Annotated in this window: 14 protein-coding genes and 1 tRNA gene; 11 read left to right on the forward strand and 4 right to left on the reverse strand. The window is 30.0% G+C overall.

Annotation, left to right across the window (positions count from 1 at the left end):
• Positions 1–19 precede the first annotated feature (19 nt).
• The 6 genes from obgE (at position 20) to TICRE_RS03395 (ending at position 3,629) form a co-directional block, all read left to right on the forward strand.
• Positions 20–1,282, forward strand: coding sequence for a GTPase ObgE (obgE, locus tag TICRE_RS03370; protein ID WP_075725140.1), 1,263 nt, complete (start codon positions 20–22; stop codon positions 1,280–1,282).
• Positions 1,283–1,310: 28 nt separating this feature from the next.
• Positions 1,311–1,604: a ribosome assembly RNA-binding protein YhbY gene (gene yhbY, locus TICRE_RS03375; RefSeq protein WP_075725142.1), complete on the forward strand. Its 294-nt coding sequence runs from the start codon at positions 1,311–1,313 to the stop codon at positions 1,602–1,604.
• A 19-nt stretch (positions 1,605–1,623) separates the two neighbouring features.
• Complete coding sequence (gene nadD / locus TICRE_RS03380) at positions 1,624–2,235, forward strand: nicotinate-nucleotide adenylyltransferase (protein WP_075725144.1); 612 nt, start codon at positions 1,624–1,626, stop codon at positions 2,233–2,235.
• Between the two features lie 64 nt (positions 2,236–2,299).
• Positions 2,300–2,881 (forward strand): bis(5'-nucleosyl)-tetraphosphatase (symmetrical) YqeK, encoded by a 582-nt coding sequence (yqeK, locus tag TICRE_RS03385; RefSeq protein WP_233120135.1) that lies wholly within the window; start codon positions 2,300–2,302, stop codon positions 2,879–2,881.
• 3 nt (positions 2,882–2,884) lie between these two features.
• Positions 2,885–3,226, forward strand: coding sequence for a ribosome silencing factor (gene rsfS, locus TICRE_RS03390; protein WP_075725162.1), 342 nt, complete (start codon positions 2,885–2,887; stop codon positions 3,224–3,226).
• A 22-nt stretch (positions 3,227–3,248) separates the two neighbouring features.
• Complete coding sequence (locus TICRE_RS03395) at positions 3,249–3,629, forward strand: RidA family protein (protein ID WP_143583040.1); 381 nt, start codon at positions 3,249–3,251, stop codon at positions 3,627–3,629.
• 37 nt (positions 3,630–3,666) lie between these two features.
• On the opposite strand, the gene TICRE_RS03400 is transcribed toward TICRE_RS03395, so the two are convergent.
• On the reverse strand, positions 3,667–4,938 hold the full coding sequence (locus TICRE_RS03400) for a D-alanyl-D-alanine carboxypeptidase family protein (protein WP_075725148.1): 1,272 nt from the start codon (positions 4,936–4,938) through the stop codon (positions 3,667–3,669).
• A gap of 144 nt (positions 4,939–5,082) precedes the next feature.
• Between TICRE_RS03400 and TICRE_RS03405 the strand changes: the two genes are divergently transcribed.
• The 5 genes from TICRE_RS03405 (at position 5,083) to TICRE_RS03425 (ending at position 10,462) form a co-directional block, all read left to right on the forward strand.
• The gene (locus TICRE_RS03405) at positions 5,083–5,760 is read left to right on the forward strand and encodes a helix-hairpin-helix domain-containing protein (RefSeq protein ID WP_075725150.1); all 678 of its coding nucleotides are present in this window, start codon (positions 5,083–5,085) and stop codon (positions 5,758–5,760) included.
• A gap of 9 nt (positions 5,761–5,769) precedes the next feature.
• Positions 5,770–6,804 carry a selenide, water dikinase SelD gene (gene selD, locus TICRE_RS03410; protein WP_084191793.1) on the forward strand — a complete coding sequence of 345 codons (1,035 nt, stop codon included), beginning with the start codon at positions 5,770–5,772 and terminating at the stop codon, positions 6,802–6,804.
• A gap of 44 nt (positions 6,805–6,848) precedes the next feature.
• Positions 6,849–8,246 (forward strand): L-seryl-tRNA(Sec) selenium transferase, encoded by a 1,398-nt coding sequence (gene selA / locus TICRE_RS03415; protein WP_332881337.1) that lies wholly within the window; start codon positions 6,849–6,851, stop codon positions 8,244–8,246.
• Positions 8,247–10,163: a selenocysteine-specific translation elongation factor gene (selB, locus tag TICRE_RS03420; RefSeq protein ID WP_075725156.1), complete on the forward strand. Its 1,917-nt coding sequence runs from the start codon at positions 8,247–8,249 to the stop codon at positions 10,161–10,163.
• Between the two features lie 202 nt (positions 10,164–10,365).
• Positions 10,366–10,462, forward strand: a tRNA-Sec gene (locus TICRE_RS03425).
• Between the two features lie 194 nt (positions 10,463–10,656).
• Here TICRE_RS03425 and TICRE_RS03430 read toward each other — a convergent pair.
• The 3 genes from TICRE_RS03430 to TICRE_RS03440 form a co-directional block, all read right to left on the reverse strand.
• Entirely contained in the window at positions 10,657–11,046 is a 390-nt protein-coding gene (locus tag TICRE_RS03430; protein WP_075725158.1) for a hypothetical protein, read from the reverse strand.
• 26 nt (positions 11,047–11,072) lie between these two features.
• Complete coding sequence (locus tag TICRE_RS03435; protein WP_143583042.1) at positions 11,073–11,333, reverse strand: hypothetical protein; 261 nt, start codon at positions 11,331–11,333, stop codon at positions 11,073–11,075.
• A 457-nt stretch (positions 11,334–11,790) separates the two neighbouring features.
• Positions 11,791–12,054 carry a polysaccharide deacetylase family protein gene (locus TICRE_RS03440; protein WP_075725160.1) on the reverse strand — a complete coding sequence of 88 codons (264 nt, stop codon included), beginning with the start codon at positions 12,052–12,054 and terminating at the stop codon, positions 11,791–11,793.
• Positions 12,055–12,201 lie beyond the last annotated feature (147 nt).

Raw genomic sequence — 12,201 nt, forward strand, 5'->3', positions numbered from 1 at the left:
CTAATGTAAGGGTGATAAAATGTTTATAGATAAAGCCAAGATTCACATAAAAGGTGGTAAGGGTGGTAACGGTATAGTAGCATGGAGAAGAGAAAAATTCGAACCCTCTGGAGGTCCATATGGTGGCGATGGAGGTAATGGAGGTTCTATCATCTTAAAGGCTGATGAAGGAATAAGAACTCTTATGGATTTTAGATATAAGAGAAACTATTCTGGAGAAAATGGTGAAGATGGTAGAACCAAAAAACAGTTTGGAAAAGCTGGAGAAAATATAACGATTAAAGTTCCAGTTGGGACAATAGTTAAAGATGAGCCTACTGGAAAAGTTATAGTAGATTTAAAAGAAAAGGGACAAGAATTTGTTATTGCTAGGGGTGGTAGAGGAGGCAGAGGTAATGCTAAATTTGCAACTGCTACAAGACAGGCTCCAGGATTTGCAGAACCTGGTACAAAAGGAAAAGAAAGAGATATAGTTCTTGAATTAAAGCTTTTGGCAGATGTGGGACTTATAGGATTTCCAAATGTAGGGAAATCTACATTCTTATCCATGGTATCGGCTGCTAAACCTAAAATAGCAAATTATCATTTCACAACCTTAAAACCAAATTTAGGAGTAGTAAGGGTAGCAGAAGAGAAAAGTTTTGTTATAGCGGATATCCCTGGATTAATAGAAGGTGCATCTACGGGAGTAGGACTTGGGCATGAGTTTTTAAGGCATGTTGAAAGAACGAGGGTATTAGTTCATATATTAGATGTTTCTGGTATAGAAGGAAGAGATCCTGTTAAAGATTATTATACTATAATGGAAGAACTTATAGAATACAATCCAAAGCTTAAAGATAAACCTCAGATAATTGTAGGAAATAAGATGGATATTCCAGGAGCCAAAGAGGGTCTTAAAAAGCTTCAAGAAGAGTTTAAAGATCAAACTATTTATTCTCTTTCTGCGGCCACAAGTCAAGGGGTAGAAGAGTTAAAATATGCTATATGGAATGTACTTTCTAATACAGAAATAGAATATGACAGTTTTGATGATGAAATGTATGAAGAAGTTTATGAAGAAAGAGAAGTAATAGTTAAAAAAGAGGATGAAGAATATATTGTAGAAGGTGAAAGTGTAGAGCATCTTCTTGAATCTGTATATTTTGATGATGTAGATTCTTTAAGACATTTCCAAGAAACTCTAAGAAAAATGGGTATCATAGAAAGACTTGAAGAGCTTGGAATACAAGAAGGAGAAACTGTTTTAATTGGTGGATATGAATTTGAATTCTTTCACTAAAATAAAGAATTTTTAAAGGAGAAGGAATATGTTAACAGGAAAACAAAGAAGTTATTTAAAATCCTTGGCTCACAATTTAGACCCCTTATTTCAACTAGGGAAAAATGGACTAAGTGATAATTTTATAAAAGAAGTAGATGTAGCTCTTGAAAACAGAGAATTGGTGAAGATAAATATATTAAACAATAATATGCTTGAGGCTGAAGAAGTTTCTCGCGAATTGGTAGAGACACTCGGAGCTGAATTTGTACAAAATATAGGCAATAAAGTTATTATCTATAGGGAGTCAGAAGAAAACAAAGAAATAAATTTACCTAAATAATATTTTGGAGTGTTAGAATATGAAAATAGGGATAATGGGAGGAACCTTTAATCCAATTCACTTAGGACATCTAATATTAAGTGAATATATAAGAGAGGGACTAAATTTAGATAAGATAATATTTATTCCCACAGGGCAACCTCCTCATAAAGATAATAGTAAAGTAATAGATGCTCTTCATAGAAAGGCTATGACAGAACTTTCAATTAAAGACAATCCATACTTTTTTTTATCTAATATAGAATTAGAAAGAAAATACAAAAGCTATACTATAGACACTATTAAAGAACTTAAAGAACAATATAAAGACGACACTTTGATTATGATAATAGGCACAGATTCTTTGATGAGTATAGAGTCGTGGAAAGATTCATCTGAGCTATTAAAGCAGATAGATTTTATAGTAGCAGATAGAATTTCAAGAGAAAAGGAAGATACAATAAAAGAGATAAAAAGGTTGAACTTGAAACATAGTATAGAAATAAAATATTTAGATATACCTCTCTTAGAGATTTCTTCTACTGAAATAAGAGATAGAGTAAGAAAAAACAAATCTATAAAATATTTGGTAAAAGAAAATGTCTATAAATATATATTAGAAAATAATTTATATAAAGAAAACTTATATTAGATAAACTTTTCTAATGTAAGTTTTGACCTATCTAGCAAAGTCGGACAAATAGGAGGTGTATCTATTGATAAAAGTTATAAAAAGAGACTTATTAAACAATATATCAAAAGATAGATATGATCATACTTTAAGAGTAGTGGAGGTATGTGAAAAGCTAGCTAGAACTTATGGAGAAGACTTAGAAAAAACTAAAATTGCAGCACTCCTCCATGATAGTGCTAAGTTTTCTTCTAAAGAAAAAGTTTTTGAAACTGCTAAATTATTAGGAGTTTTAGATGATGAAATTTATTTTTATAATAAAGAAATAATTCATGCTTCTCTTGGAGCAAAACTAGCAATAGATAAATACAATATAACTGATAAAGATATACTAAACTCTATAAAATATCATACAACTGGTAGAAAAGATATGAGCCTTCTTGAAAAGATAATATTTATAGGGGATTATATAGAACCTAGTAGAGAATTTAAAGGTATAGAAGAGATAAGAAATTTAGCATTTAAAGATCTAGATAGAAGTCTCTTGTTAGCTCTAAATGCTAATTTGAAGTTTTTATTGGAAAAAGAAAAACTTATATCAAAAGATACTATTGAAGCTAGAAATTACTTGATGATACAAAATCTAAATGAAAAAGGAGGAAATTAAATGATAGATGTCCAAGAAAAGTTGGAAATAATAAAAAAGGCTTGTGAAGAGAAGAAAGGTATAGACCTTAAGGTTTTAGATATAAAAGATTTAACTAGTATAGCAGATTTCTTTGTAATAGTAAGTGCCAATGCATCTACTGGGGCTAAGGCTATAGCCGATGAGATAGATGATAAGCTAGGAGAGGCAGGATATGAAGAAATAAAAAAAGATGGTTATCAAGGTGGTAGGTGGATTTTGTTAGATCTTTCTGATATAATTGTTCATATCTTTCATAAAGAAGAGAGAGATTATTATAATCTAGAAAGATTATGGACTGAGAATTTAGAAACTAAAGAAGATTAAAAACAAAAGGGGATGGCAAAAAATGTCAATAGAATTATTATCTACTAAAGAAGCTCCAGGAGCTGTAGGACCTTATTCTCAAGGAGTAAAAGCAGGAAATATGATATTTGTTTCAGGTCAACTTCCAATCAATCCCAAAACTGGTGAACTTTTAAAGGGAGACATACAAGAACAAGCTAAAAGAAGCTTAGAAAATGTAAAAGCTATTTTAAAATCAGCTGGGGCAACTCTTGAAGATGTAGTAAAGGTAAATGTATCTGTAGTTGATATAAATCAGTTTTCTCTTATAAACGAAGTTTATGCTGAATATTTTTCAAATCATAAACCTGCAAGAGCATTAGTAGAAGTATCTAGACTTCCACTTGGTGGAGAAATAGAAATAGAAGCTATAGCAGTAATATAGTTAAAAAACCTCTTTACCATTATGGTAAAGAGGTTTTTTAACTATATTTAGAATATCTACTTCTTACATATTTTCTTTTTCTAAGAAGAAATAATCCCCTTATAGTAATCAGGACAACGATTAAGCTTATATACCACTTATCTAATAGAAGATTCACTAAATTATTTCTTGGAACAGACTTTATATCTATAGTTGAGACAATATCTTGTTTAGCTAGGAGACTTCCATCTAAATAGTATTCAGCGCTTCCTAAAACTTCGCCTTTAGCAATAGGAGGATCTATCTTATCTTTAAATTTTAAGTTTTTTTCTACTCGATTTACTTCATCATCTTTTAAAAGATAATAAACATCTCTATTTAAAACAGTGGAAACATAAGGAAGGGATCCATTTTCTATATTTAAATTTTCTATAAATTCGTTAGAACGACCTAAAAAAGTAGGGTTAAAGTTATTAAAACCATAGTCAAGGAGTTTGTAAGTATCAGTATAAACTCCTATTTTGTCAGATTTAAGAATTACTGAAATCATATTCTTTCCATCCCTTTGGGCATAGCTTATTAAACAACTTCCCGCTTCTGGTGTAGTTCCCGTTTTTAGACCCTTTATTCCATTATATCTAATAGGAACAATTTTACCATCTAAATCCATCTTTTCAATGCCATATAAGAACTTATTTGTAGTATGTATAAGTCTAGCCTCAGTTTTCTTATTTGTAGGAGGTATGGTATATTCACTTTTAGATACATATGTTCTAAACGATTTGTTTTCCATAGCATATTTTGAGATTAAGTATAAATCATAAGCTGTAGTATAATGATTATCATCATGTAAACCGTTTGGATTTACAAAATTAGTGTTCACTGCCCCAAGTTCTTTTGCCTTTGCATTCATAAGCTCTACAAAGCCTTCTATAGAACCAGATATATGCTTTGCTATAGCCAAAGCTGCATCATTTGCAGAAGCTATTAAAAGAGCATTTAGTAGGTCTTCTAATCTTATCTCTTCATTATAATCAAGTGCTATATGGCTTCCATCAGTTAATTTTACTACCTCTTCATCAATTTTAACCATATCATCCATATTTCCAAGTTCAATGGCAAGTATAGCAGTCATAACCTTAGTAGTACTAGCTGGATAAAATCTCTTAGTAGAATTTTTTTCATAAAGAATTCTATTAGAATCATAATCCATAAGTAATACCCCTTCACCTTTAAGATTTAAATTATTATCTCCAGCAAAACTTATAGAATTAAATAGCATACTAAATATCATCAAAAATAAAAAACAGTTTGTGCAAAATCTTTTCATTTTTTCACCTTCCTTTTGTAGTAATATCATTATATCAAAAAAACAATTAAAACTTAATAGTTTATTTAATAATATTAAAGGAAAAAAGGGAAAAATGTAGAATTATATAAATATAGATAAAATTTAAGAGGAAGAGGGATAAAATTGAAGACATACTTTACAAAAAAGGAACAAATAGTTATACTTATAGTTATTGGGCTTATAGTATCTATATTGGGATTTAAGTTTTTCTCTAGTAAGTTTATAGCAAAGGAGAAAGACCTAGATGATATAATTGTAAATACTGATAAAGCCAATAATGAAATCAATGTAGAAAATGACAAAATAGGGCAAGAAGATGGACAAACAAAAGAAGAAACCCTTCAAGAAGATATAATAGTTCATATAAGTGGTCAAGTTAAAAACCCTGGGATTGTAGAACTTAGCCTTGGGAAAAGACTTATAGACGCAGTTGAATTATTAGGAGGTTTAACTCCAGATGCAGATGGTGATAGAATAAACTTAGCTAAAAAACTTCAAGATGAGGAAAAAATATATATACCAAAGATAGGTGAAGAGGTAGATATAACTTTAGTAGAAACTGTAATGCCTACAAATGAAACATCAGGAAATAACACTCAAAATAGTACAGAAAAAATTGATATAAATATATGTACAAAAGAAGATTTAAATACCCTACCTGGTATCGGTGATGTCCTTGCCACTAGAATTATAGAACATAGAGAAACAAATATTTTTAAAACTATAGAGGATATAATGAATGTATCTGGCATAGGGGCTAAAAAATTTGAAGGATTGAAAGATCTTATAATAGTAAAGTGAGGTAATATAATGGGAAAAAGACTTACAGAATTAACAAAAACTTCGGGCTGAGCTGGTAAAATCGGTCCCGATATATTGTCGCAAGTTTTGCGACATCTACCTAAAATACAAGATGAAAATTTAATAGTAGGACTTGATACTGCAGATGATGCTGCGGTATATAAAATAAATGAAGATTTAGCAATTATTCAAACCTTGGATTTTTTTACTCCAGTAGTAGATGATCCATATACATTTGGGCAAATAGCCGCTGCGAATTCACTAAGTGATATATATGCTATGGGCGGAGAGCCTAAACTTTGTATGAATATAGTTTGTTTTCCTGATTGTTTAAATCCTGAAATTTTAACTGAAATCTTAAAGGGTGGTTTTGATAAGGTAAAAGAATCAGGTGCATTGTTAGTAGGAGGTCACTCTGTATCAGATGATGAGCCAAAATATGGACTATCTATTACAGGTTTTGTAAATCCTAAAAAAGTACTTACTAATAGTAATGCTAAAGTAGGAGATGTGCTTATAATTACAAAGCCATTGGGACTTGGAATTATAAATACTGCTATAAAAGGTGAAATAGCAGATGCGGAGACTTATAAAATCGCAGTAGAAGTTATGACTACATTGAATAAATTTGGAAAAGAAGCTATTGAAGGAATAGTTGGAGTAAATAGTGTGACAGACATTACAGGCTTTGGTCTTTTAGGACATGCTCTTGAAATGGCTGAGGGAAGTGATGTAACGATAAATATAAACTATAAATCAATACCTTTAATTAAAAACTCATTAGAATATGCACGAATGGGATTAGTACCTGCCGGTACTTACGCAAATAAAACTCATATAGGAGATAAAGTTTTATTTGAAGAGAATGTGCCAGAGGATATAAAAGATGTTCTATATGATCCTCAAACATCAGGAGGACTAATGATATCTGTATCAAAAGAAGACTCAAAACAAGTGCTAGAAAGGCTCAAAAGTTCAAGACTTCCCTATGGTATAATTGGAGAGGTGCAAAAATACGAAAAGAACTTTATAAATGTTAAATAATATAAATAGGAAGTGATCTTATAAATACGAAACTTTTTAAATCTATTCCAAAAGTAGATGAATTATTAGAAATGGAAATTATAAAAGAACTTTTAGAAAAGACCCCTAGAAATACAGTCCTAGAAACTATAAGAGAAGAGTTAGATGATATTCGTGAAAGTATAAAGAAGGGGGAGTTAGATGAACAGAGTTTTGAAAAAGTGATAAATCTATTGTCAGAAAAGATTTATAAAAATTCAATGGAGAAAAATTCATACAATTTAAAGAGAGTTATAAATGCTACTGGAGTTGTTCTTCATACTAATCTTGGCAGATCTCTTTTAAATGAAGAAGTGCTTGAGAATATAAAAAATACTTCTATAAACTATTCTAATTTAGAATTTGATATAGATTCTGGTACTAGGGGATCGAGGTATGCTCATATCGAAGATATAATTAAAAAAATAACTGGAGCAGAGGGCTCCTTAATAGTAAATAATAATGCTGCAGCTGTTATGCTTGTACTTAGCACTATGGCAAAGGATAAAGAAGTAATAGTATCTCGTGGAGAACTTATAGAAATAGGAGGTTCTTTCAGGATTCCAGATGTTATGGAACGAAGTGGAGCAAAGCTTGTAGATGTTGGTGCAACAAATAAAACCCATTTAGATGATTATGAAGCTGCAATAGGAGAAAATACGGCAGCTTTATTGAAGGTGCATACATCTAATTATCGTATAATGGGATTTACATCCAGTGTAGATTCTAAAGAATTGAATGGATTAAAAGAAAAATATAATCTTCCCTTAATAGAAGACTTGGGTAGTGGGGTTCTTATAGACCTTGAAAAATATGGTATGGAACATGAACCTACAGTACAAGATTCTTTAGGAAAAGGAGTAGATATAGTTACATTTAGTGGAGACAAATTATTAGGTGGGCCACAGGTAGGGATTATTGTAGGTAAAAAAGAATATATAGAAAAGATGAAGAAAAATCCACTAACTAGAGCGTTTAGAGTAGATAAATTAGTTATAGCAGCGCTTGAAACTATCCTAAGCTATTATATAGATGAAGAGGATGCTATTAAAAAGATTCCAACACTTAGAATGTTAACTATTTCTTTAGCCGAGTTAAATAAAAAGGCGGTAGATTTAGAAAGAGAGATAAAACTCTTAGAAGTAAGTAGTAGTTTAAACATAGTGATTGAAGATAGCATGTCAGAAGTAGGTGGGGGATCTCTTCCATTGGTAGAACTTCCAACAAAAGCTATATCTATAAATTCCACTAAATTTAGTACTCAAAAGATGGAAGTATTTTTAAGGAAGTCTAATATACCTATCATTACTCGTGTATACAAAGATAAATTATACTTTGATCTTAGAACTATAAGAGAAGATGAATATAAAGTTATAGTGGAAACAATAAACAATATGTGCAAAACTCTTAAGGAGCGTATATAGATGAAGCATATAATAATAGGAACAGCAGGTCATATAGACCATGGAAAGACAACTTTAATAAGAGCTATTACTGGGAGAAACACAGATAGGCTTAAAGAAGAACAAAAGAGAGGTATATCTATAGAACTTGGATTTACCTATTTTGATCTACCAAATGGAGAAAGAGCAGGAATAATAGATGTCCCTGGTCATGAAAAGTTTATAAAAAACATGCTTGCAGGAGTAATAGGAATAGATATAGTTATGCTCGTTGTAGCTGCTGATGAAGGGCCTATGCCCCAGACTCTAGAACATTTAGCAATACTTGATTTACTTGGAATAAAAAAAGGGTTTATAGTTATAACTAAAACTGATTTAGTAGATGAAGATTGGCTAGAACTTGTAGAAGAAGAAATAAGAGAAAAAGTAGAAGGAACATTTCTAGAAGATGCCTCTTTTATCAAGGTATCTTCTACTAAAGGAGAAGGAATAGAAGAAGTAATAGAAAAAGTAATGGAGTATTCAAATGAAATAGAAGAGAAAAAGGATACAGATCTTGCTTATTTTCCTATAGATAGGTCATTTGTGATGCCTGGATTTGGAACAGTTGTTACGGGAACACTCCTTTCTGGGAAAATTAGTGTAGGCGATGAGATAGAAATATTCCCCGAAGAAATAGTAGGAAGAGTAAGAACTCTCCAGGTACATGACAAAGACCAGAATGATGCATATGCAGGTCAAAGGGTGGCTATGAATATAGCGGGTGTTAAAAAGGAAGAAGCCTCTCGTGGTAGCGTTATAGCTCCTATAGGCACACTTAAAAAGACTATGATGTTAGATGTAAAGATAAAACTGTTAAAGTCTTTAGATAGAAGTATAGCAAATAGAACTAGAGTGAGACTTTATATAGGAACAAAAGAAATTCTTTGTAGATTAATTTTATTAGATAGAGATGAGCTAAATCCAGGGGATGAAACATTTGCTCAACTTAGACTTGAAGAAGAGATAGTAGCTAAAAGAAAAGACCGATTTATAATAAGATTTTATTCTCCAATGTTTACTATAGGTGGAGGTGAAGTAGTTGAAACCAATCCGAGTAAGCATAAGAGGTTTGATAAATCACTTGTAAGTGAATTGGAGGTAAAATCTCAAGGTAGTCAAGAAGAGGTATTGGAACAGGTGATTTTAGATAAAAGCCCTGAATTTCCATCTTTAAAAGAATTAGTTTCATATACAGCTATAGTTGAAGATGTATTAAAAGAAAAGATAGATGAATTAATATCTAAAGAAAAGATAATGAAATTTACTCTTACTAAAGATATCTACATTCTTCATCTAGATTATTTTGAAAATTTAAAAGAAAATATAGAAGAAGAATTAAAAAAATTCCATTCTAAATATCCTTTAAAAACTGGAATGTCAAAAGAAGAGATAAGAAGCAAATTTTTAAAATATGCGCCTCCAAAACTTGGAGAAGGGATAATAGATAGGCTTATAAAACTTGACTATCTAAAACAAGATAAAGAATATATTAGATTAAAAGATTTTAATATAAAATTAAACGAAAATCAAAAAAATATACAAACACAAATAATAAATCTAATGAAGAAAAACAACTACAATCCTTTAAAAAGAGAAGAAATGATTGTTGAGCTAGATATTAAAAAAGATGATTTTTATGAGGTGTTTAATTATTTAGTAAATATAGAAGAAATTATTAAATTAAACGAAGATATTTATTTATATATAGAAGATTTAAATTTGGCAATAGATAAATTAATAGATTTTATAAAGAAAAATAATTCGATTTCAATAGCTGAATTTAGGGATGTATTAAACAGCAATAGAAAAACATCTCTTTTATTATTAGAATATGCTGATCAACTGAAGATAACTCTAAGAAATGAAGATAAAAGGATACTATATAAGATTGATTAAATTTGTTTATGAGGGGAACTATTTCTAAAACTATACTTGTGGCACATTATTATTTAGTAACTCTTTTTAATATCGTGAAACTTAAGACAAGAACAGATACCATGTTTAGAAGAATACTACTTTAATAATTCTTATATAATATAATAAGTATATCTTGCAATTATACTTATTATATTATATAATATATTTTGTTAGTCCCTAAGGGGGTAGATGAGTTCTGGTGGGCTCTCTGGTCTTCAAAACCAGCGTGAGGCGTTAAGAGCGTCTTAGGTGGGTTCGATTCCCACGTACTCCCGCCATTAAGTAATACCAAAGGCTACAGAGTTTATCTGTAGCCTTATTTTTATGTTTTTATTCACTTTATTATTCTTATTTTCTTATCATCGGAGCCACTTTCGGAGCCATTTAATAAAATACCTGAGAATATATTAGATGTAAATATTAAATTATTTTATTAATCTTTGTTTTTATCGTATTATTTTATAATAATTTACTATTTAAGATTTCTCTTTTGCTTAGGAAGTCTTTTTCTAAGATTAAATATTTCCTTTTCAGTTTGGAACTCTTTATGAGTAAGGAAGTCCAGATCATCAGATACTTTGTTTAATCTTGAATTTATAGAAACATGATTAGCAGCATTAGTACCTTCTAAATCATTAAGTTTATCTTCTAGGTTATTAAAGTTAGTACTAGTTTCTGCTCTAAAGTCCTTTAATTCAGATTCTATATTCTTAATAGAGGTTCCATTTTGTTGAATTTCAGTTTTTAATTCAGTTTTGGTATCTTTTAGCTCTGTCTTAGTACTTTTTAATTCTGCTTTAGTATCCTGTAACTCCACATATATCTTTTCTAGTAAATTAAATATCTTTTCTTCATTATTCATTTATAGTCGCTCCTTTATATTTAAAATTATTTTATTCTTCTTAGGATTATCTCTTCATGTTTAGATACTTCTTTTTCAATCCTATTTAGCTGTTCTGAATTTTGTTTGTAACCGTCAAATAGTGCTGTAAAGTTTTTATGATTATCATCTTCCATTTTTATCATTCTACTTTCTAAAACTACTACTCTTTCTTTTACTTCTTTCATATCTCCCTTTACTTCTTTCATATCACTTGTAAGAGTACCTACTTGTGTTGCAATTAATTCTAATAATTCTCTATCGTTCATGTATAACATCTCCTATGTATTTTATAATTGTTTATATATTAATCTTTCTTATATTTATAACTAAGTAACTTCAAATGCTCCAACAACTCTTTAGCAAATTGAACCTTGTCTTCATCTGGTAGTTCTTCTGTTCATATCAATTCTTCCTATCTCTTCAGTTTAATTATACCACATTAAACATGTGAATAAACCTAATCACACCAAAAGTGCTTTTATTATGCTGAAAACTAAGGAGGTCAAAGAGTAGTTGAAATAATAAAAGACTTACTTCAAATAATAGTCCTAATATTAACAATCGGCAAATTGTTAAAAGGAACTAAAAAAGAAGTAAGTCACACACCGGGGGAGAAATCCCCCAACTAACTATATTATATCACAACCACTTAAAATTATATTACTATTATTTTAATAGCTCTAGTAATAGTAAATATAGTAGATCGAACATTTGCAAGTTTTTTTATTTAGACAACCTTGCTAGTTCAGATACAGTAACGAATTTATACCCTCTTTTTTTAAGTTCGGGTAATATGGTTTTTAAAGCTTCTATAGTATGGCTTTCATTATGATAAACATTATCATGGAGCAATATAATGTCGCCATTTTCGGCTTGAGATAAAATAGTATTAGATATTTTTTCTATCCCAGGATTATTCCAGTCATTATTCTCTTTCCTTTGGGACCATAATACAATTTTGCAATCTTTTCTATTAGTAACAGGCACTATTTTTTCACTAAAGTAACTAGATAGTTGCAGAATAGAGTTTTGAAATTATCTAAGGTTATCCACAAAGGGAAATTTAATTCAATAAATAAATATGCTCGTTAATTTTGGAGAATCTAGTTATACACAGAAAAAGGGCATAGAAAA

This window comes from Tissierella creatinophila DSM 6911, from assembly GCF_001940565.1.
Taxonomy (GTDB): Bacteria; Bacillota; Clostridia; order Tissierellales; family Tissierellaceae; genus Tissierella_A; species Tissierella_A creatinophila.